Origin of the sequence: Arthrobacter sp. ISL-48, from assembly GCF_018613805.1 — a bacterium.
In the GTDB taxonomy this organism is placed as follows: domain Bacteria; phylum Actinomycetota; class Actinomycetes; order Actinomycetales; family Micrococcaceae; genus Arthrobacter.
This window is the reverse complement of record NZ_JAGGPL010000004.1, coordinates 13,283-39,638: the sequence shown is the minus strand read 5'-3', so window position 1 is coordinate 39,638 and position 26,356 is coordinate 13,283. Positions and strand designations below refer to the sequence as shown.

General features: G+C 63.5%; 30 protein-coding genes. 22 read left to right on the top strand and 8 right to left on the bottom strand.

Features of this window, described 5'->3' with window-relative positions; all coding sequences use genetic code 11:
• Positions 1–5: 5 nt before the first annotated feature.
• The 3 genes from mmsB (at position 6) to J7E83_RS09025 (ending at position 1,823) form a co-directional block, all read left to right on the top strand.
• Entirely contained in the window at positions 6–1,319 is a 1,314-nt protein-coding gene (mmsB, locus tag J7E83_RS09035; protein ID WP_214961213.1) for a multiple monosaccharide ABC transporter permease, read from the top strand.
• An 83-nt stretch (positions 1,320–1,402) separates the two neighbouring features.
• A complete protein-coding gene (locus J7E83_RS09030) occupies positions 1,403–1,612 on the top strand; it encodes a hypothetical protein (protein ID WP_214961211.1) in 210 nt (69 codons plus the stop codon).
• A 13-nt stretch (positions 1,613–1,625) separates the two neighbouring features.
• Positions 1,626–1,823: a hypothetical protein gene (locus J7E83_RS09025; protein WP_214961209.1), complete on the top strand. Its 198-nt coding sequence runs from the start codon at positions 1,626–1,628 to the stop codon at positions 1,821–1,823.
• A gap of 120 nt (positions 1,824–1,943) precedes the next feature.
• Here J7E83_RS09025 and J7E83_RS09020 read toward each other — a convergent pair whose 3' ends face one another.
• Positions 1,944–2,522: an adenylate kinase gene (locus J7E83_RS09020; protein ID WP_214961207.1), complete on the bottom strand. Its 579-nt coding sequence runs from the start codon at positions 2,520–2,522 to the stop codon at positions 1,944–1,946.
• A gap of 589 nt (positions 2,523–3,111) precedes the next feature.
• Here J7E83_RS09020 and J7E83_RS09015 point away from each other — a divergent pair.
• The 9 genes from J7E83_RS09015 (at position 3,112) to J7E83_RS08975 (ending at position 12,165) form a co-directional block, all read left to right on the top strand.
• Positions 3,112–3,555: a hypothetical protein gene (locus tag J7E83_RS09015; RefSeq protein WP_311379619.1), complete on the top strand. Its 444-nt coding sequence runs from the start codon at positions 3,112–3,114 to the stop codon at positions 3,553–3,555.
• A gap of 85 nt (positions 3,556–3,640) precedes the next feature.
• On the top strand, positions 3,641–4,780 hold the full coding sequence (locus J7E83_RS09010) for a hypothetical protein (protein ID WP_214961204.1): 1,140 nt from the start codon (positions 3,641–3,643) through the stop codon (positions 4,778–4,780).
• Between the two features lies 1 nt (position 4,781).
• The gene (locus tag J7E83_RS09005; protein WP_251043669.1) at positions 4,782–5,291 is read left to right on the top strand and encodes a hypothetical protein; all 510 of its coding nucleotides are present in this window, start codon (positions 4,782–4,784) and stop codon (positions 5,289–5,291) included.
• Complete coding sequence (locus J7E83_RS09000) at positions 5,288–7,729, top strand: OmpL47-type beta-barrel domain-containing protein (RefSeq protein WP_214961202.1); 2,442 nt, start codon at positions 5,288–5,290, stop codon at positions 7,727–7,729. The genes J7E83_RS09005 and J7E83_RS09000 overlap by 4 nt, the downstream gene beginning before the upstream one ends.
• A gap of 280 nt (positions 7,730–8,009) precedes the next feature.
• On the top strand, positions 8,010–8,753 hold the full coding sequence (locus J7E83_RS08995) for a GAF and ANTAR domain-containing protein (protein ID WP_214961412.1): 744 nt from the start codon (positions 8,010–8,012) through the stop codon (positions 8,751–8,753).
• Positions 8,754–9,158: 405 nt separating this feature from the next.
• The gene (locus J7E83_RS08990; RefSeq protein ID WP_214961200.1) at positions 9,159–10,190 is read left to right on the top strand and encodes an AvrD family protein; all 1,032 of its coding nucleotides are present in this window, start codon (positions 9,159–9,161) and stop codon (positions 10,188–10,190) included.
• On the top strand, positions 10,187–11,161 hold the full coding sequence (locus J7E83_RS08985) for a beta-ketoacyl-ACP synthase III (RefSeq protein WP_214961198.1): 975 nt from the start codon (positions 10,187–10,189) through the stop codon (positions 11,159–11,161). The genes J7E83_RS08990 and J7E83_RS08985 overlap by 4 nt, the downstream gene beginning before the upstream one ends.
• A 90-nt stretch (positions 11,162–11,251) precedes the next feature.
• Positions 11,252–11,497 (top strand): acyl carrier protein, encoded by a 246-nt coding sequence (locus J7E83_RS08980; protein ID WP_214961196.1) that lies wholly within the window; start codon positions 11,252–11,254, stop codon positions 11,495–11,497.
• A 56-nt stretch (positions 11,498–11,553) separates the two neighbouring features.
• The gene (locus tag J7E83_RS08975) at positions 11,554–12,165 is read left to right on the top strand and encodes a flavodoxin family protein (protein WP_214961193.1); all 612 of its coding nucleotides are present in this window, start codon (positions 11,554–11,556) and stop codon (positions 12,163–12,165) included.
• Between the two features lie 206 nt (positions 12,166–12,371).
• Here the strand turns inward: J7E83_RS08975 and J7E83_RS08970 are convergent, their stop codons facing one another.
• Entirely contained in the window at positions 12,372–12,863 is a 492-nt protein-coding gene (locus J7E83_RS08970; RefSeq protein WP_214961191.1) for a thioesterase II family protein, read from the bottom strand.
• 15 nt (positions 12,864–12,878) lie between these two features.
• On the bottom strand, positions 12,879–13,286 hold the full coding sequence (locus tag J7E83_RS08965; RefSeq protein ID WP_214961189.1) for a helix-turn-helix domain-containing protein: 408 nt from the start codon (positions 13,284–13,286) through the stop codon (positions 12,879–12,881).
• Positions 13,287–13,498: 212 nt separating this feature from the next.
• Here J7E83_RS08965 and J7E83_RS08960 point away from each other — a divergent pair, with 212 nt between their 5' ends.
• From J7E83_RS08960 to J7E83_RS08945, 4 genes are all read left to right on the top strand, one after another.
• Positions 13,499–14,176, top strand: coding sequence for an FMN-dependent NADH-azoreductase (locus tag J7E83_RS08960; RefSeq protein WP_214961187.1), 678 nt, complete (start codon positions 13,499–13,501; stop codon positions 14,174–14,176).
• Positions 14,177–14,186: 10 nt separating this feature from the next.
• Entirely contained in the window at positions 14,187–14,891 is a 705-nt protein-coding gene (locus J7E83_RS08955) for an AAA family ATPase (RefSeq protein WP_214961179.1), read from the top strand.
• Positions 14,892–14,991: 100 nt separating this feature from the next.
• Positions 14,992–15,897 (top strand): helix-turn-helix transcriptional regulator, encoded by a 906-nt coding sequence (locus tag J7E83_RS08950; RefSeq protein ID WP_214961177.1) that lies wholly within the window; start codon positions 14,992–14,994, stop codon positions 15,895–15,897.
• A gap of 70 nt (positions 15,898–15,967) precedes the next feature.
• On the top strand, positions 15,968–16,225 hold the full coding sequence (locus J7E83_RS08945) for a hypothetical protein (RefSeq protein ID WP_214961175.1): 258 nt from the start codon (positions 15,968–15,970) through the stop codon (positions 16,223–16,225).
• Positions 16,226–16,464: 239 nt separating this feature from the next.
• On the opposite strand, the gene J7E83_RS08940 is transcribed toward J7E83_RS08945, so the two are convergent.
• A complete protein-coding gene (locus J7E83_RS08940) occupies positions 16,465–17,400 on the bottom strand; it encodes an NAD(P)-dependent oxidoreductase (RefSeq protein ID WP_214961409.1) in 936 nt (311 codons plus the stop codon).
• A gap of 732 nt (positions 17,401–18,132) precedes the next feature.
• On the opposite strand from J7E83_RS08940, the gene J7E83_RS08935 reads away from it, so the two are divergent.
• A complete protein-coding gene (locus J7E83_RS08935) occupies positions 18,133–18,330 on the top strand; it encodes a hypothetical protein (RefSeq protein ID WP_214961173.1) in 198 nt (65 codons plus the stop codon).
• Positions 18,331–18,435: 105 nt separating this feature from the next.
• A complete protein-coding gene (locus J7E83_RS08930) occupies positions 18,436–19,272 on the top strand; it encodes an alpha/beta fold hydrolase (protein ID WP_214961171.1) in 837 nt (278 codons plus the stop codon).
• Between the two features lie 65 nt (positions 19,273–19,337).
• Here the strand turns inward: J7E83_RS08930 and J7E83_RS08925 are convergent, their stop codons facing one another.
• From J7E83_RS08925 to J7E83_RS08915, 3 genes are all read right to left on the bottom strand, one after another.
• Positions 19,338–20,507 (bottom strand): acyl-CoA desaturase, encoded by a 1,170-nt coding sequence (locus J7E83_RS08925; protein WP_214961169.1) that lies wholly within the window; start codon positions 20,505–20,507, stop codon positions 19,338–19,340.
• A 13-nt stretch (positions 20,508–20,520) separates the two neighbouring features.
• On the bottom strand, positions 20,521–21,618 hold the full coding sequence (locus J7E83_RS08920) for a ferredoxin reductase (protein WP_214961167.1): 1,098 nt from the start codon (positions 21,616–21,618) through the stop codon (positions 20,521–20,523).
• Between the two features lie 184 nt (positions 21,619–21,802).
• Positions 21,803–22,837 (bottom strand): LLM class flavin-dependent oxidoreductase, encoded by a 1,035-nt coding sequence (locus J7E83_RS08915; RefSeq protein ID WP_214961166.1) that lies wholly within the window; start codon positions 22,835–22,837, stop codon positions 21,803–21,805.
• Between the two features lie 108 nt (positions 22,838–22,945).
• On the opposite strand from J7E83_RS08915, the gene J7E83_RS08910 reads away from it, so the two are divergent.
• Complete coding sequence (locus tag J7E83_RS08910; protein WP_214961407.1) at positions 22,946–23,296, top strand: YidH family protein; 351 nt, start codon at positions 22,946–22,948, stop codon at positions 23,294–23,296.
• Positions 23,297–23,300: 4 nt separating this feature from the next.
• Positions 23,301–23,639, top strand: coding sequence for a DUF202 domain-containing protein (locus tag J7E83_RS08905; protein WP_214961164.1), 339 nt, complete (start codon positions 23,301–23,303; stop codon positions 23,637–23,639).
• Between the two features lie 16 nt (positions 23,640–23,655).
• Here J7E83_RS08905 and J7E83_RS08900 read toward each other — a convergent pair whose 3' ends face one another.
• The gene (locus tag J7E83_RS08900; RefSeq protein WP_214961161.1) at positions 23,656–24,054 is read right to left on the bottom strand and encodes a hypothetical protein; all 399 of its coding nucleotides are present in this window, start codon (positions 24,052–24,054) and stop codon (positions 23,656–23,658) included.
• Positions 24,055–24,139: 85 nt separating this feature from the next.
• Here J7E83_RS08900 and J7E83_RS08895 point away from each other — a divergent pair, with 85 nt between their 5' ends.
• Positions 24,140–26,011: a Na+/H+ antiporter gene (locus J7E83_RS08895; protein ID WP_214961159.1), complete on the top strand. Its 1,872-nt coding sequence runs from the start codon at positions 24,140–24,142 to the stop codon at positions 26,009–26,011.
• A 67-nt stretch (positions 26,012–26,078) separates the two neighbouring features.
• Positions 26,079–26,315, top strand: a complete 237-nt coding sequence (locus J7E83_RS08890; RefSeq protein ID WP_214961157.1) for a DUF2630 family protein — start codon at positions 26,079–26,081, stop codon at positions 26,313–26,315.
• Positions 26,316–26,356 lie beyond the last annotated feature (41 nt).

The window sequence follows — 26,356 nt, the reverse complement described above, 5'->3', positions numbered from 1 at the left end:
GCATCATGTCCGCCCTACGAGAATCCCTCGGCTTCCTCGCAAGCCGCCTCCGGCAGGTTGGCATCTTCGTCGCCCTGATCCTGATCGTCCTGCTCTTCCAGGCACTGACCGGCGGAATCCTCCTGGAACCGCAGAACGTCAGCAACCTGGTGGTCCAGAACAGCTACATCCTCATTCTGGCAATTGGCATGGTCATGGTCATCATCGCCGGCCACATCGACCTCTCCGTCGGATCGATTGCCGGATTCATCGGCGCTGTTGCCGGCGTCATGATCGTCCACTGGGGATGGGCGTGGTGGCTGGCCATCCCTGCCTGCCTCCTCGTGGGCGCGCTTGTTGGTGCCTGGCAAGGATACTGGATCGCCTACGTCGGCATCCCGGCGTTCATCGTCACCCTCGCCGGCATGCTGATCTTCCGCGGCCTCACCCTGATCACTTTGAAGAACCAGCAGATCACCCCTTTCCCGGCCGAGCTGCGCGCGCTGGGCGGCGGCTTCCTCCCCGATATCTCCGGGGGCACGTCCGTGCTGGAATGGCTGACCGTCATCCTCGGCGTCGGTGCCACGGTTGCCCTGCTCATCCAGTCGCTCAAGGAGCGCCGGATCCGCAAGAAGTTTGACCTGGAGAACGAACCGATGGCCTGGTTCGCCACCAAGACCACGTTCATTGCGCTCCTCATGCTGATCATCACGTTCCTGCTGGCCAGCTACCGTGGTACGCCCATCGTGCTCATTGTCCTGGCCGTCCTGGTGATCGTGTACACGGCGCTCATGAACAACAGCGTCTTCGGCCGCCATACCTACGCGATCGGCGGCAACCTGCACGCGGCCGAGCTCTCCGGCGTCAAGACGAAGGCCGTCACGTTCCGGCTCTTCGTCAACATGGGTGTCCTGGCCGCGTTGGCCGGCCTGGTGTTCACGGCCCGCCTGAACTCGGCCCAGCCGGCAGGCGGCACCGGATTTGAACTGGACTCGATCGCCGCAGCGTTCATCGGCGGCGCCGCAGTCCAGGGTGGCATCGGCACCGTGGCAGGAGCCATGATCGGTGGCCTGATCATGGGTGTGCTGAACAACGGCATGTCCATCTTGGGCCTCGGTACTGACTATCAGCAGCTCATCAAGGGACTCGTCCTGCTGCTGGCCGTGGGCTTCGATATCTTCAACAAGAACCGCAGCGGTGGCGGCGGAGGAAGCTCCCTGGGCAAGAGGTTCAAGCTCAGGTCTACGCCTCCGGCTACTACCGGATCCACGCCTCCCGCAGGCAGCGAGGCACCGGCGCAGGAGCGCCCTGTCCCCGTTTCCGCGGCCAAGCCTGAATGACTGTGACGGACTCACGCATTCGGAACAGCGCTGTCTAACAATAGGCAGTGTCCACAATTTGGGATCGTAAATAAGGAAAAACTATGTCCACCTCCACAGACAGCATCGAGATCCAGGTCACCAGCCGGCATCTTCTGGACGAGGAGATCGATGCCGCCGTCCGTCGCCTCCAAGAGGTTGCCCTTCTCACCGGCACCCACGGAATCCTTGTCACACGGACCGGGCCCGGCCGTTACACGGCAGCCTTGTCAGACCAGGTTCCGTTCGGAATGACCCGCGAACTGACTCACTGAGGACGGCGGGGTCATGGACGAAGCTACCGAAGACTGGCAGCAGCTTGTTGGCTGCTGGGTGGAACTGCGTTCAGGGGGAAAGCTGGTCCGCATGGGGGAAGTTGAGGACGTGACACCTGATTCTTCAGTGATGTGGCTGAGGTTCAACGGCAACCATGGCAGGCAGATGGTGGCCAAATCGGACGGCTATGAGGTTTTGCCGGTCCGCTGACCCGTTTTCGGACGGGCGTTGAGTACCGGAAGGACAACAAAGGGAGGCCGACGGCGCAGGTAACTGCCGCCGTCGGCCTCCCTTTGTGCTTCCCCCTAGAAGGACCCGGTGCTGAATTGCCTAAGCGGTAAGGAATTTTACGACGGCGGCGATCGCCAGTTCACTGATGGCGCCAGGCTCGCCGCTGCCATCGATGGACACCACCATTCCTCGGCCACCGTAGACCGCAACCACCTCGTGGGTTTCGCGGTGGTAGAGGTCCAGGCGCCGCCGGAATACGTCCACGGTGTCGTCCTTGCGGCCCTGCTCCTTGGCGCGCTGCAGCATCCGCCGCTCCAGTTCGGCGTCCGGAGCCCGGAGCTCGATGACGGCATCCAGGCGATGGCCGAGGGAAGCGAGCATGTTGTCCAATTCCGAGACCTGGAGCGCCGTACGCGGGTAGCCGTCCAGCAAGAACCCGCCCTGAACATCCAGGTCCACGAGCCGTTCCTTCACCATGGCGTTTGTCAGATGATCCGGCACGAAGGCCCCGTCATCAAGATACCTGGCGGCCTCTTTGCCCAGCGGCGTCTCCTGGCTGACATGGGTCCGGAAGATATCCCCCGTCGATACGGCGGGGACGCTGAAATGCCGCGCGATGTGCTCGGCCTGCGTGCCTTTGCCAGAGCCAGGCGGACCGATGATGAGCAGTCTGGTCATGTTCCTGTCCCTCCATGGCGCCATAGCCACTGGTTCCCGGGGTCCGCCGTAGGCAGCGCAACGCGTGCTTAATTCTGCCCACATCACCCACAACAACGCCAGCCTGACGTGAGAACCTCGGCAGCGACCCAGGCGGAGCGCGAGTGATCAGGCTCCCGGACGGGTGGCGTTTGCTGTGCAGGGTGCTGTTACCCGACGACTTAAGTTTTTCTTTTCCCAGGGTGGTCATCAGGCGATACCCGGACGAAGGGACTACTTGCATTCCCCTCCAGCCGGCCGGTCCATAAACGCCGTCGGAGAAAATCCCTTGATTTGCCTGGGAAGTGCTCGTTCCAGCACCTCTTGTGGCAGGAGTGAGAGAAACCAACTCAAGTGCACGAACCGGGTATTCGCCACTGGAAAGCAAGTAGTGGGTCTGCTCGGTGCGGACAAAGTCGAGTACGGGTACGCGTTGTTCGCCGGATTCTTTCCCGCAAGCATTAGGCCATCGATCCGCCGACCGGAAGCCGCAGGACTTGGGCTCATACGGTCCGGGGGGCCGCTTTTTCGGTCCACCAATCCTAAAAGGGGAGTCTTTCTCATGCGCAAAATGACCAAGAAGAACAAAGTAGCAGCACTCGCAGCATCCGTGGCCCTGGTGGCTGTCGGCGGCGGCGCAGCCTACGCCTACTGGACCACCACCGGTGGCGGCACAGGGACGGGCACGAACTCAGCCGGGGGAGGAACCGTCACGCTGCACGCGACTTTTGCCGGCGGCCTGGCACCGGGAAATGCCCAGCCAGTCGCCTACACGGCGGATAACGCGAGCAATACCAGCACCGTGGTTGGTGCTCTGGCCGCCACAGTCACGACCAGCAGCGCGTTGTGCGACCCGGGCTGGTTCGAGGTCACAGCTGTGACCTCGAACTCAACTGTGGCGGCCAACACCAGTGGCGTGTCAGTTGGTTCCGGAACACTGACCTTCCTTAACAGCGCTTCGAACCAGGACGCATGCAAGAGCGCCATCGTCACCATCAGTGTAACCAGCAACTAAGTACGTCCTAACCGGCCGGGGGGCCAGCGTCGATACCTGGCCCCCCGGTTCGCCACCGTTCAAACACATTCGGAAGGGGTAAAAGGTGCAGAACCAACCCAGGTACTCATGGCCATCCCTCCGGGTGTCCATTAAGGCGATGCTGGTAGGCCTGCTGGTCATGCTGGTCCCGGCCGGCGCACTCGTCGCCGCCAGCCAGAACGTCAAGCCCGGCATCACCCTGCAGATCTCGCCTTCAAGCCAGTCCATCGAGCGAGCCAAGACCGCCAGCTACGTGGTAACCGCCACCTCAACTGGCGGTTTTTCCGGTGCTGTAGCACTGAACGCGAGTGGTCTGCCAGCCGGATCTTCGGCGTCGTTCTCACCGACATCGGTCACGCTGAGCTCCGGAAGCACCACCACGGCCACCATGAACGTCGCAACCACCCAGGCAACCCCGACCGGCACGTCCACCATAAAAATCACGGGCACCAGCGGGAAAATCAGCGGCAGCGTGACCGCTGGCCTCACCGTGAACTACCAGGTTTCCGGATCCTTCTCCATGAGTGCGACGCCGTCCTCGGTCGCCGTCCCGCCCGGCGCCACCGCCGTGTACACCCTCCTGCTGACGCGGAGCAACTTCGCTGGCCCCATCAGCCTGAGCGTCCTCGGCGGCCTGCCGACGGGTGCCGCCGCCACGTTCTCCCCCAACCCCGTCACAGGCGGATCCTCGTCGCTGCAGATCACCACAGCGCCCAGCTCCCCGAACGGAAGCTACAACCTTTACCTGGTCGGCTCCGGGCAGGATTCAACGGGCAAGACACAGTACGCCTACGCGAACGTCCAGCTGGTCCTGGACTCCACTCTGAAGCAATTCGCCCTTTCAGGGAATCCGTCCGGGCTTCTGGCACCGGGGACTTCCCAGGTCCTGGACCTGCGGATCTCGAACCCCAACGCCAAAGCCCTGTCGGTGACCAATCTGTCCGTCTCCATCAAGGGCGTGACCCCGACGGCGTATGCCATCAGCAATAACCTGCCATGCACAGTGGCGGACTACGTGGTGACCCAGTACAGCGGGCCCTACCCACTCTCGGCGCCGCCCGGCAGCAACAATTCGCTATCCGAACTTGGCGTTGCTGCGTCCGGTTTGCCCCGGATCGAGATGCTCGACGCCCGCACCAACCAGGACGGATGCAAGGGCGCAACCCTCCAACTGGTTTACTCCGGATCAGGACAAGGTAACTGAGATGAATTCCATGGGATGGATAAGGGCCAGCCGCGACCGCAGTGTCAAAGTGACAGTCCTGACGGGCGTGCTGTCTTTGGCAATCGGTGCGGGGACGGCATATGCGTACTGGGCCACGGACGGCTCCGGCGGCGGCTCCGCTGGAGTTGGAGACATGCAGACCGTCACTGTCGAGGCACTCGTTTCTGGTGACACTCCGGCGTCAACCCTGATTCCCGGCGGGACTGCAGACGTCGTGTTGCGGGTAAACAATCCCAACCCCTATTCCGTCCAGGTGTACAGCGTCACCAACAACGGCGCAGCCACTGCTGACGACGCCCATAATTCCTGCACCACCACGGGCGTCACCTTCACGGGCACCGCCAGTCCCCTCAGCCCTACCGTTTCCATCGCAGCGAATTCGAGCACCTTGATCACTCTTCCCGGGGCGGCGAGTATGGACGCGACGTCGCAGTCAGCCTGCCAGGGCGCCACCTTCCACCTTCCAGTCACGTTGGCGGTCCGAAAATGAGCACTCAACCACGGCACCAGATGCCCCGCGCCGGCTGGCTGAGGACCCGCGCCCCCTGGGTGATGATCGGAATCCTCTTGGTGTCCGGAATCGGATCCGCGGCCTACGCGTTCTGGCAGTCCATCAGCAGCAGCAACTTCGCCGCCGCGGCTGGCGACGTCGTCATGCCTGGAAGCAAGCCATCCGCCTCCGCCTCCGGAGCCGATATCACCGTGAGCTGGGCCGCCAGCTCGACGACGGGCAGCCGTGCGGTCACGGGTTACACCGTGGCGCGCTACAACTCAGCCACGAGCGAATCTAGAATCCCGGCAACAGGCGCTTGCGCCGGCACCATCACGGTCCTCAGCTGCGCGGAACAAAACGTCCCCGCCGGTACGTGGTACTACACCGTCACGCCGGCGATCGCGCTCTGGAACGGCATCGAAAGCCCACGCAGCGACGGGGTAACTACTGACAGCACGCCACCGGTGGCCTCCGTGGCGTCCATTTCCCCGACGCCCAACGCATCCGGCGTCAACAACAGCAGCCCCGTCGTCGTCAACCTCACAGCCCAGGACAACGCCGGCGGATCGGGCGTAGCCTCGATCACCTACACGGTTGATTCCGGCAGCCCGACGACGGTGACCGCCGCCAGTGCCGCCGTCACCGTGAGCGGTGACGGTACGCACACCGTGTCCTATTTCGCGACGGATAATGCGGGCAACGCAAGCGCCGCCCAGAATCTTGCCGTCAACATTGATACGGTGGCACCAGCAACGCCCTCCATCATCGTGCCCACTTATGTGAACATCGCCAACGTGTCCGTTGTCCCCGTCAGTGGCACAGCCGAGCCAGGATCAACGGTGACCCTCACGGTTTCCGATACCGTCCCGGCACACACAGTGACGCAGACACTGACAACCAGCGGCGTGGGAGCATGGACCGCTACCGGTCTCAATCTGACCTCCCTCAACCAAGGCACCGTCACATACACCGCCAAAGCCACCGACGCAGCCGGCAACACCGGGTCTACCGTGTCTGTCACCAGCATCAAGGACACAGTCGCCCCCGCTGCCCCAGTGATCTCTGCCCCGGCCTACGTCAACGCCGCTAACGTTGCCAACGTTCCGGTCAATGGCTCGGCAGAGGCCGGCGCGTCAGTAGCCCTGGTCGTCACCGACGCAGGGGCCGCCCACTCGGTGTCTCAAACTGCGACGGCCAGCGGCGGCGGTGCGTGGTCAGCCACCGGGCTCAACCTGACCACACTCAACGACGGAGCGGTCGCTTACACAGCCACCGCAACCGACGCAGCCGGCAACACCGGGACTTCAGCCAGCGTCAGTAGGACCAAAGACACGCTCGCCCCCGGGCTTCCGACGATCAGCGTTCCAACGGTCGTCAGTGCCGCCAATGTGGCCAACGTCCCCGTCAGCGGCACCGCCGAGGCCGGAGCAACAGTCACCCTGACCGTCACGGACCCCGGAACAGCACACACGGTGTCACAAACTAGAACCGCTGACGGTACTGGCGCATGGTCCGCCACCGCACTCAACCTGACCACGCTGAATCAGGGCACGGTCACTTACAAGGTGACTGCCACCGATGTGGCGGGCAACATTAGCGCCATCGCAACAGCGACCAACACGAAGGACACGATTTCCGCCACTCCGGTCATCACACCTCCTCCCTCTGTGAATGCTGCTAACGTCGGCAACGTCACGGTCACCGGCACGTCCGATGCGGGGGCATCGGTCACGCTCACCATCACCGACGCCGGTTCCCCCACTCACTCCACCAGCCAGACTGTCACTGCCAATGGCTCGGGAAGCTGGTCCGTCAGCGGGCTTGACCTGACCGGATTCAACCCTGGTGTTATTGCGTACTCGGCAACAGCAACTGACCCGGCCCTCAACGTCAGTGCCGCGGGCACAGCTACAAACACGAAGGATGTTGCACCGCCCACGGTCACTGCTGTTGCACTGACGAACGGTGGTACCGCGGGTACCACCGATGTCGGAGACTCAGTAATCATCACCTATTCGGAACGCATGGATGCCACCAAGTTCTGCGGCACCTGGAACAACACCGGAACAGCGATACAGGCTCTGAATGCCAACGGAGACACCGTGGCGGTCACGCTGACGAACAACGGGACCAACGACACCCTGACGGTCTCCAGCGGGACCTGCACCCTCAATATCGGGACCGTAAACCTGGGCGGAAACTACATCGCCTCGGGTACGGCAACGTTCCAAGGTACCGGGAGCAACAAGTCGTCTGTTCAATGGGATCCGACGACCCTCAAGCTCACCATCGTCCTCGGCACCAAAACCGGGACGGTCGCCACTAGCGTCGCCACCGGATTCCCCGGCTACACCCCATCGTCGGGCCTGTCAGACATAGCCGGGAACCCACTCGCCACAACAACAACCACCTCTACCAGTACGTCAAGGTTCTGACCCCTGGCCTGCCGGCGTCAGAACCGGCAGGCCAGAACCCCTCTTCCCACAATGAGGTGGAGCTGCTGAGACCCCTGGACCAACGTCCAGGGGTCTCAGTTGGGTCCGAGGCTTGCAAGGTGACGTTGGCACGACCGAAGCGTGTATATACTTCTGCATATCGGTTTAGCAGCAGGCCGTTGGAAAGTTCGTCGATCCAGCGACCCCTACCACCCTCACCCAGCAGGGCGGGCGGTACGTTGCCGGCTCGTTTTGACCTGAGCGAATGGCACCAAGAATCTTGGCCAGCGAGTCAACAGCAAAACCTGATACATCCGTCACGGAGCATCTGCATGAACTGGTCCTCAACAGCCCTGATGTTGAGGACTTCCTCAACGAGCTTGCCCGGGTATCCGCGCGCAACCTCTCCGAACCCGGCAATGAAGTGCTGTGCAGCATCGCGCTTCTTCGCAGGCGGAAGGGTGCCACTATCGCCAGCAGTGGACCCGAAGCCCAGGAGATCGGCCGGATCGAGTACCAGTTCAGCGACACGCCCAGCATGGCCGCGTCCCTGGAGCAGGTGACAATCCACCTTCCTGATACGGCGGAAGAGCCTCGCTGGCCGGAGTACTCCGAGGCGGTCCTGGCCGAGAAGATCCGTTCAGTCCTGGCCCTTCCGTTCCAGCTGGAGGGGGAAACCAAGGCCGCGCTGCTGCTCTACTCCAGACGGCCCTACCGTTTCGAAGGACGCGTCCTGGAATTCGCCCAGGATTTCGTCAGCCAGACCTCACTAGCCCTGCGGCTTGCCGTGCGGTTCGCGCATTACAGCGAGACGGCGGCGAACCTGCGCGCCACTCTCGAGTCGCGCACGGTGATCGATATGGCTGTAGGCATCATCATGGCCCAGAACCGCTGCAGCCAGGACGATGCCTTCAATATCCTCAAGGCCGCGTCCAACACCCGCAACTCCAAGCTGCACGATGTGGCAGCGGCGGTGGTCAACGCCTTGGGCAAGGGGCCCGCACGAACCCACTACGACGGGTAGCGCACAGAGGGGTGGGAACCACAGCACCGGGCGGATCATTGGGGGCCGTCCGGTGCTGTCCCTCACTCGAAATCCGTCAGCAGCTTTCACAGGCGCAATCCATATCGGGTAAGTCCGGGCGATAGTTTGGCTGCCTACAAATCAGGCATGACTCCCACCATCAGCGCCGCCGGCGAGACAAGACGGGCGGTGGGTGAGAGAGCGTTGGGGTATTTCCTGCAGAAAGTGAGAGAGCGTCCGTGGTTATGCGGCTGCTCCGCGGCTTCGGTATCCATGAGATCGCTGCGGTTGAGTTTTGCAACGCCGGATGGTGGTGCTCTCAGCACTACCATCACGGGACACTGGTTACCGGCAGCGTCATAGAGAATCCTTGGATCACCGCCGATGACGATCCAAGGAACACCCATGCCACTTGCTACGCGCTCCGCCATTGAGAGTTACGCCTCCATCGACGACATCCTGGGCGATGGACGCCATCGCTTCTTTAGCCAGGGCTACAAGTCCACCAATCCGCAGCTGCATGACCTCCGGGTGACCCACACTGAGTCAGGGTCCACGCTCACGGCCAGTGCCCGGTTAGCAATGCGGGGAGTCTGGTCCGTGAAAGGGGACTCGGAGCAGACCCCACATTTGGGTACGACGGATGTGATTGTCCTTGCCTGCCGAATGGCAGAGGCCATGCTGGCCAGCCGCTATTCTCCCGAGATTTTGCCAAAGGCCCACTTGGAATCGGTGACCATCTCCGGCGGGAATGAACCAGTAGAGGGAACGCTCGGTCACCTTGAATGCCGGGCAACTCTGCAAAGGACGACTGAGGGATCCACCTCAGTGCTTCGATGCACGGTGGCATCCATGACTGCCACACTGGAAGTGGCCCATCCTTCGGCCGAACTCGGACTCGCATCCGTCCAGTCGCCGTCCGAAGAAGCCTTGGTTGGTTCCGCCGGCACACGCCCTTACGGCGGGCTCTGGGCAGAACGGCAGGTGTCGCTGTCAGACGTACTGCTTGACCCTGAGGACGGAACCGCACACGCCCTCCTCTCGTTCAGCCAGGACCCCTCCCTTAACAAAGCCGACCGACGGGGGCTGGAGGCCGCCTATTTCCAGGCCCTCTCCGCCGTCGAGTACTTCGTTGCTACCCTCCAACTGGGGCAGGTGCTGCTCTACCGGCTCGACGCCGTGAACCGCGAAGACAGCAACACGCTTTGGATGCGCAAGACCCGCATCACACTCGACCGTCCGCGCTCTAACATGACGGACGCGCCCGGAACTGGCCTGGCCGCACGGCTGAGCAAGAACCGGATGATTGTGAAGAATGGCGAATCGTGGCGCTGCGCCAATGTCGTGGGAACGTTCGACGCCGGGGAAGTAGTTTGCAGCGTGGCTCACCGTCTGCCCGCTTCCTTTGCCGCCCAGGCCACAGGGGCCGATCAATGAGCGCAGTAACCGCCGTCATCCGGGGTCTGGGCGGTGCGCTTCCTGAGAGAGTGGTCAGCAACCACGATCTGTCCACCCGCATGGATACCTCGGACGAATGGATCAGGCGCCGCACCGGCATCTCCGAACGCCGCCATTCGAACGATACCGAGAGCACGAGCGTCCTCGCCACGACAGCGGCAAAGCGCGCCTTGGCGAGTGCCGGCGTCGCCTCCGCTGGGCTGCTGATTGTAGCGACGTCGACGCCGGACAAAATCTGCCCGGCGACGGCACCGAAGGTTGCGGCCAACCTGGGGCTCTATGGCATCGCCGCCTATGACATCGCCGCTGTTTGCTCCGGGTTTATATACGCCCTGGCTACGGCTTCTTGGGCCATCAGCTCAGGTTCCGTGGACTCCGCCCTCGTCATCGGGGCGGACACGTTCACCCGCTTGCTCAATCCCAGGGACCGGACAACGTCCGTCATCTTCGGGGATGGCGCAGGCGCTGCCTACCTCTCAGCCGGAACTTCCGGCGAGCCGGGCGCTGTCCTGGCCTCCACTCTCCACTCGGACGGCACGGCCGAAACGCTCATCCAGGTGCCGCGCAGCGCCGGGGCCTTCTTCGAGATGCAGGGTAAGGAGGTGTTCACCCAGGCCGTCTCTGCGATGTCAGATTCCGTAGAAACCGTTCTGGCGAGGGTGGGCTGGACTGCGGACGAGGTGGATTCCCTGATCGCGCACCAGGCGAACCTCCGGATCCTGAGCACCGTTGCCTCCGTGACGGGCATCCCGGGCTCGAAGGCCGAAATTCACCTGGACAGGGTGGGCAATACTTCAGCCGCTTCGATTCCTTTGGCTATGACCAACGCGGGAACCAAGGGCCACAGAATCCCTGGTGACAAGGTGGTCCTGACTGCCTTTGGTGGAGGAACCACCTGGGGCGCCATCGCCATGACCTGGCCATCAATCTCGGTTGTGGACCCACACTAGGGCGCACATCCGAAATCCTGCAGGGCCGGCGGCCCTGCAGGACCACCGTGGCGCCGGCTATCCCGGGCCACCTGCACATAGGGGAAACCAATGGAAATTACCGCCCTGGACGTCGTCGATGCGATCCGCTCTACCATGGACGAGCTCAGCCAAATGGGACCGGACGACTCATTCACGGACCTGGACATCGACTCACTCTCGCTCGTTGAGGCCGCCGTGATCCTCAGTAACAAGTTCGGGGTGCGGGTCGACGAGTTTGAGCTGGCTGATGCAGGCAATGCCCACACTGCAGCGAGCATATTCATGCAGAAACTGGCCCTACAGCCGGCCGTCTAGCCACAACCTTCATAAGACCCGACAACACTCCGAGCACACCAAGAAAGAGGATATCCGTGACCAAGCCAACAGTTGCAGTTGTTTACTATTCAGGCTCCGGCCACACCAAGGTTCTGGCAGACGCAGTGGTTGGTGCGGCCGCCGCGAGCGGTGCCGTCACCGCCCTCCTGCCGGTGGCCGCGATGACTGAAGAATCCTGGAATTTCATCGACGAGGCCGACGCCATCATCTTCGGCGCCCCGACCTATATGGGCACCGCACCGTCGGCGTTCCATGCCTTCGCCGAGAAGACCGCGGGCCGCTGGGCGGTGCAGAAGTGGCACAACAAACTTGGGGCCGGTTTCACGAACGCGGCGTGCAAGGCCGGAGACAAGAATTCCACCCTGGATTACTTCTCCACCTTTGCCGCGCAGCATGGAATGAACTGGATCAACCTGGGCCTGCTCCCAGGCTGGAAGAGCACCAAGGGGACCGAAAACGACCTCAACCGCTTCGGGTACTTCAACGGGGCCGCAGCCCAAACGTTCTCGGACGTAGGCATCGAAGGCGTTCATCCCGCCGACATCGCCACAGCCGAACATCTCGGCAGGAGAGTTGCCCACATGGCGGCCATCTTCGCCGCGGGGCGCTCCACCATAGACCGCGAACTCGTCACCGCGGGAGCCTAGCAACTCACACTACTAACGCCGACGGTGTCCCCGGGGACGCAGGATCAGCCTGCCGCACCGGGGACAGCGTCGTTTCCACGATCTCCAGCACCTCCGGGTTGGCACGGTGGAAGAGGTGACCGCCGCCTGGAACCTCTACCAGCCGGGGTACCGTCGAGCACCAAGATGCCCAGCGCACGGAGTCGCGAGCTGGGACCAGGGGGTCGTCAGTGCTGTAGAGGATGGTGGCCGGGACCCTCAGCTGCCACTCCCGGCGGAATGCCCGGATACGTCGCCAGGAGCGCCAGGTCCTCAAGCAGGACTTCGCGGGCACGCTCGGACAGCGTACCGGCGGCGGAGACACCGGAAGCGCGAGCTGCGGCAACTGCCGTAGCCGATATCGAAGGTGCCGCGGCACCGCCGTCGAGCGCTTCAAACGGCGGACGAACGGCCGCAAGGAAGACGTGCTCCTCCCGGCCGGCATCCTGGAGCCGAAGCGCTATCTCGAATGCGAGGACCGCCCCCATGCTGTGGCCGTAGAGGGCCAGCCGCGACGACGGTGACTCTTCCATCCGCTTGGCAAGGACATCCGCGGCTTCAGCTATAGACCCGAAGTCTCTCCCCCGGTACGCCAGTTTGGTGACGTCGACACCGGGGAAGCGCCAGGCCGCGAAACTCGCTGTAGTTCCGCCTGCGTGATGAAGGCAAAACAGGTGCATGCCGGAGACCTGGTGCTAGTTGAAGGCCAGCTTGTGCCTGTCGTGCTCCATGCGGGACGCAGCCACGTCATCCATGTTCTCCTCGGCCCATTCCTTCATTTCAAAGACGATTCCGAGAAGGGAGTGGCCACGGGGCGTGAGCTCGTAGTCTGTGCGCACGGGAACAGACACCGTGACGTGCCGCGAAACCAGTCCGTCACGTTCCAGGGAGCGCAGCGTGGATGTAAGCATCTTTTGGCTGGCACCGGGAATCCGCTTGCGGAGGTTGCTGTGGCGTTGCTGGCCATCCACCAAGGCCAGCATTACCAGCGTCACCCATTTACTGCTGATCGCTTCAAGCAGTTGGCGTGCCGGGCAAAGGTCCAAGGAGGCGTTGTAGTGCTTCTGCACTGTCTGACGTTTTTGTTCAGCCGTGAGAGTCATTTCCCCAATACTCTTCTCATCCGATTGACTTGTGGGGCCCAGCATACTTGGGGGTTGATGGAGAAGGAAAACGCGCCGCAAACCCCGAGGCAAGGGCACTTTGAAGTGCCCTAAGCACAAAATAGTGCGTTCTTACGCCCCGCTGAGGCTTAGGTCAGGATCGATAGCGGGGCACCAGAGTGTCCCCTCAGCAAAGCTTTGAAAGGAAGCCAATGCCTACCATCCTCCACATCAACGCCTCTCCCCGCTACGCCAACAGTGATTCGCTACGGCTAGCCCGGCATTTCATCGATTCCGTCCAGGCTGCCGGCCCGGAGAGCTTTGAGCTGGAGACCCTGGACCTGTTCAACGACGGTGCGCTGCCCGTTTTCGGCCGCACCGCAGCCGCCGCCAAGATGGCTGTTTTTTCCGGCCAGGACCAGACACCGGAGCAGATCACCGCATGGGAAACAGCCCGGGCCGTTTTCGACCAGTTCGCCGCCGCCGACGCCTATGTCTTCAACATCCCCATGTGGAATGCCGGCGTCCCCTACGTCCTGAAGCAGTGGATCGACATCATTACCCAGCCAGGTTGGAGCTTCGGTTTCGACCCGGAAAAGGGCTACCGCGGCCTGATGGAGGGCAAGCAGGCCCTCGCGATCCACACCAGCGGTGTATACGCCCCCGGGGTTCCGGCAGCCTTCGGTTCTGATTTCAGCAGTACCTTTTTCGCTGACTGGCTGAACTTCGTGGGCATCGAGGACGCAACGCATGTCCGCTTCGCCCCTACGGTCCTCAACGGAGACGTGGACGGCACGCGTGTGGTTGCCGAGGCCGAGCTCACCGACGCAGCCATCGACTTCGCCGGTAAGCTCAGCGCCGCTGGTACCCTCCAACTCGTCAACGACTAGGGCGGACGCTGTGCGCATCGGTATTTCGGGTACCTATTCCTCGGGCAAGACGTTCACGTCCATAGCCCTGTCCCATTACATGGGATTGCCTCGGACCAGGGCCAGGACCATGAGGGAAATTCTGCCCGAGGCCGCGCCGGGCAAGACACTTGAGGAATGCACCGCGGCGGAGCTCATTCAGATGATCGTGACGCGTCACGTGGAACGGGCCGTGTATGAGGACAGGCTGTCGGACGGCTTCATTTCGGACGGTTCCTCCCTGCAGGAATGGATCTACGGATCAGTGCGGGTTTCTCTCGGCTTGAACCCCAGCGCTTCGGCACAGCTGAAGGCGTGGGAAACAGTTGAGAAGACGGCGGAACTGGCGTTCTTCGAAGAGGTGATGGCGAGCCTCGGCAACAGCTTCAAGAGGCACGTAAAGGACTCCTTCGACGTCTTTGTCCACCTGAAGAACGAGTTACCGCTTTCTGCCGATGGGCACCGCCCGGTCAATGACCAGTTCCGGAACATGTCCGATTCAATCCTGCAACGGACCATGGACGAACTGGGCATCCCATTCCACGTCGTTTCCGGCTCGGTGGAGGAACGGCTCAGGCAGATCGCCTCCCTGCTCAACCTCAACCCGCGCATGGCCCCGGAAGACGCCACACGCCTGGCCTCAGAGGAATATGCGCTGCTGGACGTCCGCTCCGAAGGGGACCGCGTCCTGCAATAGCCGCGAATCCCATGGACCGGAAGCAAGACCCTGCTCACAGCTTCGTCCGGCCGACCACTATAGAGTGGCCGGCCGGACACGCGTCAATACTGGAGTATCCATGCGTACAGATCACCCCTCGTCCAACCATGTGCGCCTTGGCAACTTCCTCCGCACCCGCCGAGAACAGACCCGCCCCGAGGACATCGGATTACCTGCCAGTACCCGACGCCGGACGCCCGGACTCCGCCGGGAAGAAGTAGCGGTCCTCGCTAACGTAGGTGTGTCTTGGTACACCTGGCTGGAGCAGGGACGGGCGATAGGCGCTTCAGAGGAAATCCTTGACGCCATCGCGAACGCTCTTCGGCTCAGCCCCGAGGACCGAACGTATGTCCGTCGGCTTGCCTCCGGGCGCCGCTCACAGGAGAAATCTGCCACCCTGCCTGCCGTCCAACCCCCGGTAGCCGACGACGGCAGGCTCGAGCTTCTACAGCAACTGGTGGATGCCATGGCCAACCCCAGCTACATCTCGGATCCCTTCTGGACGGTAGTAGCCATGAACTCTGCCGCCGCCAGCACCTTCGACACGCGCATAGGCGCAAGCTGCCTGCAACGGTTCTTCACTGACCAAAAGCTTGCCCGAGCACATGTGCACCAAGAGATGATGGCCCGTTCCATGGTGGCTCAGTTCCGGGCGCAGTCGGCCAAGTTTCCCGACGACCCCACGTTCGAAATCATGGCACGCGGCCTACGCGAGGTCTCGGAGGCCTTCCGTGAGCTGTGGCAACGGCAGGTGGTGGGCGATTCGTACCACGTTGACGTCGTCTATGACCACACGACCCTGGGCCGGCTCAGCTTCGACCCCGTGGTATTGGTAGTCCCACAATTTCCGAGGCTCCGTCTGTTCACGTACTTGCCCAAAAGCGGAACCGGGACACAGGCGGCCCTGCTCGGGCTCAATCGGAATGCCGTGGTCCAGCACAATTCCGCGGTTCAGGATGTTGGCTATCTCGGAGGGCTCGGCTGACTCGCAGACCCCAGCCATGCCGGAGATCCACCAAGCCCAGAACACTTTACAAAATACTCAAGGAGTAGCCATGTCCAATGAACCTATAACCCGCACCGCACAAGTCTCGCCGCCGAACAAACATCAGTTGGCAGTGATGATCTGGATAGCAGTATTCCCGACGCTAACGGTTATCAACCTTGCATTCGGAGACTGGCTCGGCACCCTGCACCCAGTACTGCGAACGTTTATCCTGGTCACCATCGCAGTTCCGATCGTGATCTACGGCATCATGCCTCATCTGCACCGGCTCCGAGCCAGGCTTATCACCGGCACCGCATGCAGCTAATCCCTGGCCGATGACGCTCTTGCCGCTTCCCGAAACGCCCATCACCACCAGAGAACGGATTGCCGCGGTCACGCCGCCGCCGGGGCTGTGGAAGGTTGCGGCGCAGGTCCCGAACCGGCCGGCGCGAAGCTCAGCAGGACCTTGCCGGACTCGGCGGAGTTCTTAGTCGTTTCGAACGCCTCGAGTCCTGCTGGGCCCCGTCACCAGCGGAACGCGCCCCGTCAGGTCAAAAAGTGAACTCATGTTGCAGCTGTCCCTCTCGTTGCGGTGCCCGCGCTGATGTCACTGAGGTTTGAAATGGCTTGCCGCACCACGGCCAGGTCCTGATCACCCAGGCCCTGGCGCTTGAGGTCCGCATAAAGTTCGACGCCGGCAGCGGCCATCGGGACTGCCGAACCTGCCGAGCGGGCAGACTCAAGGACAAAAGAGAGGTCCTTGTGCATGAACTTTGCCGGCCCCGTGGGGGCATAATCCTTGGCAGCAAGGCGTGGACCCACGAACTCCAGCACACGGCTGCCCGCAAGGCCACCGGACAGCACCTCAAAGAGTGCCTTCACATCCAGGCCCGGGCGTTCGGCGAGTTCGGCCGCCTCGGCGAGTGCCGCCGTCGTGGTTCCCACGATCAGCTGGTTGCACGCCTTGGCCAAGGAACCGGCACCCAGTCCGCCGAGGCGCCTGACAGTGGTGCCCATCGCCTCGAACGCCGGCCGGAGCCGCTCGAAGTCCTCGGCCGGGCCACCCGCCATAATGGCCAGGGTTCCGCGTTGCGCGCCTTCGGTGCCGCCGCTGACCGGAGCGTCCAGCACGGTGGCGTTCCCGCCGGTGGCTTCGGCGACGGCATGGCCGAAGGCCTGGACACCAATGGGAGAAACGCTGCTCATGACCACCACCAGTGTTCCGGGCTGAGGTGGCGCCGACCGCCATTCGGCCAGGAGGCCGGCGGCTGCTTCCTCGATGAAGGAGAGGTCCGGGAGCATGAAAATGATCACCGGCTCGTCCCGGAGGGCAGCGACGTTCAGGGCGCGGGTTCCGCCCAGCCGTACCAAGTCATCGACAGCTGCCGGGGAGCGGTTCCAGGCGGTGACCGCCCACCCGCCCTTGAGGAGATTGGCGGCCATGGGGGCACCCATCAGCCCCAGCCCGACGAAGCCGGCACTGCGTGCCTTACCATTCACCGGAGTGCTCTTCGCCGGGCCGGTGGCCTGGGGGTTGTTTTCGTTGTGCAATGTCCAACCTTGGTTCTCGGGCGCTGGGCCGCGTGTTCGTGAGTGACGCCTTAGAGTTCCGGTACTCTCCGGGACTATTTGCCCCAGATTTTCTTGTAGGCGTCCTGGTAACCAACCGGATCCCACGCGTCGGTGACCGTGGTGTTGTCCTTGGTGGAGACACTAACACCGGACCAAATGGAGCAGTACGACGCCATCCTCTACGCGGCCCCGGCCGTCACTGCGGAATCCTTTGCGGGGGTAGCCAACCCTCCCCTCATCCTGGCCCGGTTCGGCGTCTTTGAAGAGGAGCCTGTCACCAACGAGCTCCTTCACTTGGACAACGTCACGCTGTCCCCCCACTGCCTCTCCTGGACCGACGAAATGTCCCCTGGGCAATGGCGGCAGCTGTGTGCGGGCCATCGTGGACGTCGCCAACGGACGCACTCCGAAGTTCGTGGTCAACCGCGAAGTGCTCGAGTCAGCGGTCTTCAACGACCGGCTCAGCCTCCACGCCGGCCAGCAACAGTACAACGCCGGATGCCCCTCATCAATGAGAGAGCGATGCGGATTTTGCTGCGGAAAGTGAGAGAGCGTTGGGAAATTTGCAGCGGAAAGTGAGAGAGCGTGCGGCTATGTAGTGATTCCGGTTAACGGCGCATAATTGAACGCACAGGCGGCCAATGGCCATTGGAGGACATCATGCGGATCATCGGAGCATTGCTCATCATCTGGCTGATCATCGGAGGCATCGCCGCCTGGCAGCGCGGCTATTTCGGCGGCATGCCGGGATCCTGCGCCCAGGCCGGCACGGTAGCCCTGACCATCGTTGCGGGCCCTTTGAACTACATGGGAGCCAACCCCCAAATTGCCTGCGAGGTTCCCCAGCCTTCCAAGTAGGCGGGTACGTGCCAGCGGGGGCAAACCTTCCCTAGAGTAGGGAGTGCCGGGTGGGGACGGACGTCCCGCCCGAATCGATCCCACAGTCTCGAAAGGACCGCCGCGATGGCTTTCATCACCGTTGGAACCGAAAACAGCACTGACATCGAGCTTTACTACGAAGACCACGGTGCGGGGCAGCCGGCCGTCCTGATCCACGGCTATCCGCTGGACGGCTCGTCCTGGGAAAAGCAGACCGCGGCCCTCCTTGAGGCAGGCTACCGGGTCATCACGTATGACCGTCGCGGGTTCGGCAAGTCCAGCAAGACCAGCGAAGGCTACGACTACGACACCTTCGCCGCAGACCTGAACACCATCCTGACCACGCTGGACCTCAATGATGCCGTACTGGTCGGATTCTCGATGGGCACCGGCGAGGTTGCCCGGTACCTGAGCACGTACGGTTCCGAACGCGTGGCAAGTGCGGCGTTCCTTGGCTCACTGGAGCCGTTCCTGCTGCAGACTGAGGACAATCCCGACGGGGTTCCGCAGCCGGTCTTTGACGGGCTCGCTGAGGCTGTGACGGTGGACCGGTTCGCGTTCATGACGGAGTTCTTCAAGAACTTCTACAACACGGACACGTTCCTGGGAACTCCGCGACTCAGCCAGGAAGCCCTGAAAGCCAGCTGGAACGTGGCCACAGGAGCAGGAGCCAAGGCATCCCTGGCCGCCCAGTTCACCTGGCTGACGGATTTCCGCGCCGACATTCCCAAGATCGACGTCCCGGCGCTGATTGTGCACGGCACCGCGGACAACATCCTGCCCATCGATTCCACCGGACGGCTTTTCGCCAAAGCGCTGCCTGGCGCTGAATACGTGGAGATCGACGGCGCCCCGCACGGCCTGCTGTGGACGCACGCCGCGGAGGTCAACGAGGCTCTTCTGCGCTTCCTTGCAAAGTAGGAAACCCGGCCAGTAACACCAGAGGAGCCCGGCACATGCCGGGCTCCTCTGGTGTTACGCCTTCGTCAGGCTTTTGCGGTCTTGCCGGGCAGTGCCAGCTTGAAGACCTTCGCCCAGGACGAGCCCACCTGCTTCAGGAGGGGGCCGGTGGTGTACTTCAGGCCGTAGCGCTGGCAGATTTCACGCACGCGCGGGGCCACCTCGCCATACCTGTTGGACGGCAGGTCCGGGAAGAGGTGGTGCTCGATCTGGTGCGACAGGTTGCCTGTCATGAGGTGCATGAACTTGGAGCCGGAGATGTTGGCCGAGCCGATCATCTGGCGGACGTACCAGTCGCCCCGTGTTTCGCCTTCCACCATCTCCTCGGTGAAGGTGTCGGTGCCCTCCGGGAAGTGGCCGCAGAAAATCACGGCGTGCGCCCAGACGTTGCGGACCGCGTTGGCGGTCAGGGTTCCGTACAGCGCCTGCCGGCCGGAACCGGTGAGCATGGCCACCGCCGGTGTCGCCGCGTAGTCCTTGGTGAACTGCGTCAGTGCCTTGCGGCCCAGCGCCTTGAGGTCCTTGAGCAGGGCTTCCTTGGACTTCTTGCCCTCCTTGTACTCTGTGAGCTCAAGGTCGTAGATGGCGATTCCCCACTCGAAGATGGGGGCCAGGATGGCGTTGTACACCGGGTTGCCCAGGTTCATGGGCGTCCACGGCTGGTTCTCGTCCATGCGCAGGAGGTTGTATCCGACGTCGTTGTCCTTGCCCACGACGTTGGTCCAGCGGTGGTGCAGATCGTTGTGGGTGTGCTGCCAGGAGCGTGCCGGGGTGACAAAGTCCCATTCCCAGGTGGTGGAATGGATGTCCGGATCCCGCATCCAGTCCCACTGACCGTGCAGGATGTTGTGGCCGAGTTCCATGTTTTCGAGGATCTTGGCGAGGCTCAGCAGCGTGGTGCCCGCCACCCAGGCGGCCTTGTTCTTGCTGACCAGCAGGGCAGCACGGCCGGAGATCTCCAACCCGCGCTGGATCTTGATCATGCGCCGGATGTAGGCGGCGTCAGAGGCACCGCGCTTGGCCAGGATCTCGTCGCGGATGGCGTCGAGTTCACGGCCCAGCTCAGCCACCTGTTCGTCGGAAAGGTGTGCTGCAGCGGGTGGACGGACAGTCGGGCTGCCCGACTCCGCCAGTGCTCCGGGGCGCGTCCTTGCCCCTCCGGTCGAGGTGGCTTTGCTTGCTGAAATTACTGACATGCGGTGATGCTCCTCAGAGTTCGAGGTTGACGGGTCCGGCGGCTGCCGAGACACACGTTTGGATCAGTTGGCCGGGTTCGCCGTGAACCTCGTTGGTGCGAAGGTCACGGACCTTTCCGGCCAGGAGCGGGGTCAGGCAGCTGTGGCAGATTCCCATCCTGCAACCGCTGGGCATCAGCACCCCGGCGTCCTCGCCGACGTCGAGAAGGGGGGTGTCGCCGTCGGCGTCCACTTCCCGGTCCGACGCTTCAAAGGTCACCAGCCCGCCGTCGTGCCCGACGCCGCCCGCGAAGGCGGTGTTGAACCGTTCGATCATGAGGTTGCCGGCTTCGCCCACGACAGCCACGTCCGAACCCGTGGCGCCCGTGGTGAGGGAAGCCTGCTTCCACAGGGCCTCGGCGTCGTCAAGGAAGCTGTCCGGTCCGCACGCGTATGCGGCCCGTTCCTTCCAGTCCGGGCAGATCTCCTCGAGCTCGGCGGTGGTGGTGAAGTCGAGGCGTCCCTGCTGGCCGGTAAACCAGTGGGCCAATCGAAAGTTGGGGAACTGGTCGGCAAGCTCTGCCAGTTCTTCCCGGAAGAGGCTCTCGCCCGGCGTACGGGCGGAGTGGATCAGAACGACGTCGGCATCGGGGCGGCGCGGTACCAGGGTACGGATCATGGACATCACGGGAGTGATGCCGCTTCCCGCGGTGACCATCAGCAACGGCCGGGGGTGCTCCGGCAGGACAAAGTCGCCTTGTGGTGGGGCCAGGAACAGGACGTCGCCGGGGCGGGTGGTGCGGACCAAGGTTCCGGAAACCGCGCCGACGTCCGTGACTGTGATGGCGGGATCCTTGCCCGCGGGGGCGCTGAGGGAATAGGACCGCCAGTGCCGCACGCCGTCCAGCTCGACGCCGATCCGCGCCCACTGGCCTGCCAAGTGGGAATGCCAGCCGCGGCCGGGCCGGAAGAAGATCGTGGCCGACTGCGCGGTCTCCTGGACCACCCGGGTCACTACGCCCCGCAACTGCCTCGCGGAGAAGACAGGATTGAAAAGCGCCAGAATGTCTTCGGGCGCCAAGGGCGTCGTTAACACGGATGCTGCCTGTGCCAGCTGGCGTAGCCGGATCATGGAGTCAAGCCTAAAGCGGCGCGAGCCATATTTCTCTCTCCCGTCACATGACAGTCCGTAGTCACGATTAATGGTGGACGCTAAGCCCCCAAGCCGCTACAAGCCTAACGGCTTCCGTCCACTATTGGTTCCCCTTCCATAGTAGTAAGCATGCTGTCCAGATGCCATTCAAGGTTTGGATGCGTCAGGATCGGGCCGGGCTCCAACCGATGGCCGGCGCGATATGACGGGCGATATTTCCGAGCATCTTGGCGTTGAAATCCACGCCGAGCTGATTGGGCACCGTAAGGAGCAGAGTATCGGCCGCCTGCACGGCAGCGTCGGCCGCCAACTGCTCCGCCAGCAGGTCCGGCGGGCCTGCGTAGCTCTTCCCGAAACGCGCCGTCAGCCCGTCGATGATCCCCACTTGGTCGCGGCTGTCCCGCAAGGCGCTGCCGGCGAAGTAGCGGTTGTCTTCCTCGTCCACAATCGGCAGGACGCTTCGGCTGACCGAAATCCTGGGTTCGTGGCCATGCCCTGCCGCAGTCCATGCCTCCCGGAAGAGCTGGATCTGCTCTGCCTGCAGCTGGTCGAAAGGCACGCCGGTGTCCTCCGTCAGCAGGGTGGAGCTCATGAGGTTCATGCCCAGCCCCGCAGCCCACACCGCTGTCTTCCGGCTCCCGGCTCCCCACCAGATGCGCTCCGCCAGCCCCGCCGACTGGGGCTGGACAGGGAGCAGCCCGACGGCGCCGCCTGCATATCGTGGATCCGCTTCCACTACCCCGGCGCCGCTGATGGCATGCCGGAACTGCTCGGTGTGGCGGCGGGCCATGTCAGCGTCCGTCTCCCCTGCCTCCGGCCGGAACCCGAAGGCAGCGGCCCCGTTGCGCGCCGGCTCGGGTGATCCCCGGCTGATGCCCAGCTGCAGCCGGCCCCCACTGATGAGGTCCGTAGCCCCGGCTTCCTCCGCCATATACAGCGGGTTTTCGTAGCGCATGTCAATGACGCCAGTGCCCATCTCGATCCGGCTGGTGCGGGCGGCAATCGCGGCAAGTAGCGGGAACGGGGAGGCTTGCTGACGTGCGAAGTGGTGCACGCGGAAGAAAGCGCCGTCGATTCCCAGTTCCTCGGCCGCGACCGCAAGTTCGATGCCCTGGAGCAGGGCCTCGCCCGCCGTCCTGGTGCGGGACCCCTGGCCGGGGCCCCAGTGGCCGAAAGAGAGGAATCCGATGCGTTTCATGTCAGGCCCAACCCCAAAGTAGGCGCCGACATTCCCGGTCGCTAGACTGACACCGTGTCCAGCAACCAGACTCCGCCGAGCGGCCGCGTGCCGGCGTCCCGCGCGAAAATGGCTGAGCTGCTGCTGCCTGGCGGCACCGAACCCGATCCCCGCTTCACGCTCGCCAACGAGCGGACGTTCCTGGCCTGGATCCGCACGTCGCTGGCCCTCCTGGCGGGCGGCATCGCCATTGAGGCGTTTACCGCGGATCTGTTCCTGGAGCCGGTCCGCAGGGGCCTGGCAGTGCTGCTGCTTCTGCTCGGAATGCTGCTGAGCGCCGGCGCGGCGGTGCGCTGGATCCGGGTGGAGCGGAGCATGCGCAACAAAACGCCGTTACCACTGCCGCTCATGGTCCCACTACTGGCCGGGGCCGGGGCCCTGGCTGCCGCCGTCGTACTGATTTTTGTTCTCTGGCGCTGAGCCCGTGGACGGCGCCAGCAAGCCCGTGGGCCAGCACGGTGACCCAGGGCTGCAGCCCGAACGGACCACCCTGGCATGGGGCCGCACCATGATGACGCTCGTGACGGTCAGCGCGCTCTTCCTGCGTTGGCTGCCGCATCACGGTTTGCCCATCCTGATGCTGTTTGCCATTTCGACCACCGCCGCCGGGGCTATCTACCTCACCCAGCGCAGGCGCTACTCGGCCAGCGCGCGGGGCATCAGAAGCGGAAACGTCAACGCTGACACCTCCGCGGTCCTCTGGACGGCTTTCGCCGGGGTGGCACTCGGGGCGCTGGGTATCGCTGTGGTGCTCGCCGCGTAGAGCCTTGGAGCAAGGGCTAAAACATGGGAAGCACAGTGCCCACGATGAGTGCCGCCGTTCCGATCACGGTGAGCAGCCGGCCAAGGACGACGGCGGTCTTTCCGGGAGGCTCAGGCGCTGCGGTCTGCCACTGGGTGGGACGCTTGGGGTGAAAGTAGATGGGCAGCGTATCGCCGACGGCCAGGTCTTTGATGTCAAAGGGCGACATCGGGGCATGGTGGATCCGGTATTTGTCGTCGAACCAGCGGAAGCCGGTGCCGCTCGGATCGGCGTACACCACGCCCTCTGCCACGGACCAAGGGTGCACAAAGCGCCGCAGGATTCCTGTGTAAACAAGCAGCATCAGGCCGGCGGGCAGGCATAGCCAGGTCAGCACTTCGAGGATGGGACCTGCCATATCGAGCACAGTGGGCATGGTGATGATGGTACAGGTGGCGGTTTGAAAGGTGGCGGCCAGGAGCCCATCTTCAGCCTGCGCATCCTGCTGAGAGAATAGCCAAATGGATGTCGCTCTAGGCGTGCTCGTGTTGGTTTCCGTGGTCTGCGCAGGCAGCGCCCTGGGCCGCAAACTCAATGTCTCGGTTCCCTTGCTGCTGGTGCTCATCGGCGTGGCAGGGTCCTTCCTGCCGTTTGTCCCGGACATCGAGCTGAACCCGGAACTTGTCCTGGTGGGCCTGCTTCCGCCCCTACTCTATGCCGCGGCACTGCGGACTTCGCTGTACGATTTCCGCTCCAACCGGAGGGCGATCACCCTGCTGTCCGTGGGCTACGTGGTCTTCGGGACATTAGCCGTAGGGTTCGTGGTCTGGTGGCTGTTCCCTGAGATTCCCCTGGCGGCAGCCATCGCCCTGGGGGCTGTCCTGGCGCCGCCGGACGCCGTGGCAGCGACGACCATCGCCCGCAAGGTGGGCATGCCACGCCGGATTGTGAGCATCCTTGAGGGGGAATCCCTCGTCAATGATGCAACCGCGCTCGTGTGCCTGCGGGCAGCAATTGCCGCCCTTTCCGGGGCTGTCTCGGCCGCCCAGATCGGGGCCGGGTTCGCCCTGGCCGCCGGCGGCGGACTGATCGTGGGCCTGGCGGCCTACGTGCTGACCCAGCTCCGGATGCGGATCCACAACGTCGCCATCAACACGTCCACATCCCTCATCGCCCCGCTGGTGGCGTATCTGCCAGCTGAAGCCATCCACGCGTCCGGGGTACTCGCCGTCGTCGTCACTGGCCTGATCATGGGCACCAAGGCCCCGTCCATGCCCAATGGTGCAGCCCGCTTGAGCCAGCGAAGCAACTGGGACACAGTGCAGTTCCTGCTGGAGAATTCTGTTTTCCTGCTGATCGGTCTGCAGGTGCGGACCATCATCGATGGCGTCCAGGATGATTCCCTCGGGGCCGGCCGGATCTGGGCAGGCTGCGCCGTGATCCTGCTGGCAGTATTGCTGCTCCGGCCGGTCTGGGTGTTCCCCGCGACCTACCTGCCCAGGCTGATTCCCGCTGTCCGCCGCCAGGATCCGTCGCCGCCGTGGACGTATCCGGCCATCATCTCGTGGGCTGGGATGCGCGGGGTGGTCACCCTGGCAGCCGCGCTCGTCCTGCCCGAGGACCTTGAACACCGTTCAGTGCTAATCCTCGCCGCCTTGGTGGTGGTGGGCGGAACGTTGACCGTGCAAGGCTTCACGCTGCCTGCCCTGGTGCGGCTGCTGGGCGTGCCCGGGCCGGACAGGCGGGAGGACGCGCTAAACCAGGCGTCCCTCATGCAGCTTGCCACCGACGCGGGCCTTGACCGGCTGCAGGAGCTGCGGACGGAGCATGATCCCCCGGAGGTCATGGCCATGCTGAAGCGCCGGACCCAGGAGCGCGGCCTGGCCGCCTGGGAGCGGCTGGGCCGGCCCGCGTCCGAGGCGGCCACCCCCAGCCAGCGGTACGCCCAGCTCCGTTTGGCCATGCTGGAAGCCGAGCGCTCCAAAGTGCTTGACCTGCGCCGCGGCGGCGGCTACGCGCATGAGGTCCTCAGCGAAGTCCTGGAACGGCTGGACATCGAGGAATCGATCCTTGACGCTTCCTTGGAGGATCTGGAACTCCCCGAGGCCGGCGGCGGTGAAGGCCTGGCGACGCCGCCAGGAAGCTGTGCGCACCTCGACGAGGCGCCCCAAGCGCCAGTGCCCGCGGGCGCCTTCTGCGCCGATTGCGTCCGGGAAGGCACGACGACGGTCCACCTCAGGATGTGCCTGGCGTGCGGGAACGTGGGCTGCTGCGACTCCTCGCCGGCGACCCACGCCACGCGGCATTTCCATTCCACGGGACACCCGGCAATGCGCAGTGCGGAACCCGGCGAGGACTGGCGCTGGTGTTACGAGGACCAGCTGGTGGGCTGACCCCTCTGGTCACTTCTGGTTGGACTTACTACCCTGAGGGGACCGGTTCCGGAGCAAAGGGGAAACCATGAATGACCAGGATATTTTAGGGCGCATCCAGGCTCTCGTGGCCGAGGAACACGGACTCCGTGAGGCATCGGGCGCGGGTCACGCGCCGGACCAGGCACGGCTCAAGCTCGTGGAAGAGAGCCTGGACCAGTGCTGGGACCTACTGCGCCAGCGCCGCGCCAAGATGGAGTCCGGCGAGAACCCGAACGATGCCGCGGAGCGGCCCGTCAGCGAAGTTGAGGGCTACCGGCAGTAGCTGGCCGGCGTGGCATGCACCATTTTTTGTTGACCTGAAGT

Coding starts and splice junctions, on each gene's coding strand:
- J7E83_RS08965 (WP_214961189.1), bottom strand. CDS start 13,286: ATGACTCTCACGGCTGAACAAAAACGTCAGACAGTGCAGAAGCACTAC.
- J7E83_RS08960 (WP_214961187.1), top strand. CDS start 13,499: ATGCCTACCATCCTCCACATCAACGCCTCTCCCCGCTACGCCAACAGT.
- J7E83_RS09020 (WP_214961207.1), bottom strand. CDS start 2,522: ATGACCAGACTGCTCATCATCGGTCCGCCTGGCTCTGGCAAAGGCACG.
- J7E83_RS08910 (WP_214961407.1), top strand. CDS start 22,946: ATGGCTGAGCTGCTGCTGCCTGGCGGCACCGAACCCGATCCCCGCTTC.
- J7E83_RS08985 (WP_214961198.1), top strand. CDS start 10,187: ATGAGCGCAGTAACCGCCGTCATCCGGGGTCTGGGCGGTGCGCTTCCT.
- mmsB (WP_214961213.1), top strand. CDS start 6: ATGTCCGCCCTACGAGAATCCCTCGGCTTCCTCGCAAGCCGCCTCCGG.
- J7E83_RS08970 (WP_214961191.1), bottom strand. CDS start 12,863: ATGCACCTGTTTTGCCTTCATCACGCAGGCGGAACTACAGCGAGTTTC.
- J7E83_RS08950 (WP_214961177.1), top strand. CDS start 14,992: ATGCGTACAGATCACCCCTCGTCCAACCATGTGCGCCTTGGCAACTTC.
- J7E83_RS09025 (WP_214961209.1), top strand. CDS start 1,626: ATGGACGAAGCTACCGAAGACTGGCAGCAGCTTGTTGGCTGCTGGGTG.
- J7E83_RS09005 (WP_251043669.1), top strand. CDS start 4,782: ATGAATTCCATGGGATGGATAAGGGCCAGCCGCGACCGCAGTGTCAAA.
- J7E83_RS08900 (WP_214961161.1), bottom strand. CDS start 24,054: ATGCCCACTGTGCTCGATATGGCAGGTCCCATCCTCGAAGTGCTGACC.
- J7E83_RS09000 (WP_214961202.1), top strand. CDS start 5,288: ATGAGCACTCAACCACGGCACCAGATGCCCCGCGCCGGCTGGCTGAGG.
- J7E83_RS08925 (WP_214961169.1), bottom strand. CDS start 20,507: ATGTCAGTAATTTCAGCAAGCAAAGCCACCTCGACCGGAGGGGCAAGG.
- J7E83_RS08895 (WP_214961159.1), top strand. CDS start 24,140: ATGGATGTCGCTCTAGGCGTGCTCGTGTTGGTTTCCGTGGTCTGCGCA.
- J7E83_RS09030 (WP_214961211.1), top strand. CDS start 1,403: ATGTCCACCTCCACAGACAGCATCGAGATCCAGGTCACCAGCCGGCAT.
- J7E83_RS08920 (WP_214961167.1), bottom strand. CDS start 21,618: ATGATCCGGCTACGCCAGCTGGCACAGGCAGCATCCGTGTTAACGACG.
- J7E83_RS09015 (WP_311379619.1), top strand. CDS start 3,112: ATGACCAAGAAGAACAAAGTAGCAGCACTCGCAGCATCCGTGGCCCTG.
- J7E83_RS08945 (WP_214961175.1), top strand. CDS start 15,968: ATGTCCAATGAACCTATAACCCGCACCGCACAAGTCTCGCCGCCGAAC.
- J7E83_RS08915 (WP_214961166.1), bottom strand. CDS start 22,837: ATGAAACGCATCGGATTCCTCTCTTTCGGCCACTGGGGCCCCGGCCAG.
- J7E83_RS08990 (WP_214961200.1), top strand. CDS start 9,159: ATGCCACTTGCTACGCGCTCCGCCATTGAGAGTTACGCCTCCATCGAC.
- J7E83_RS08930 (WP_214961171.1), top strand. CDS start 18,436: ATGGCTTTCATCACCGTTGGAACCGAAAACAGCACTGACATCGAGCTT.
- J7E83_RS08935 (WP_214961173.1), top strand. CDS start 18,133: ATGCGGATCATCGGAGCATTGCTCATCATCTGGCTGATCATCGGAGGC.
- J7E83_RS08980 (WP_214961196.1), top strand. CDS start 11,252: ATGGAAATTACCGCCCTGGACGTCGTCGATGCGATCCGCTCTACCATG.
- J7E83_RS08890 (WP_214961157.1), top strand. CDS start 26,079: ATGAATGACCAGGATATTTTAGGGCGCATCCAGGCTCTCGTGGCCGAG.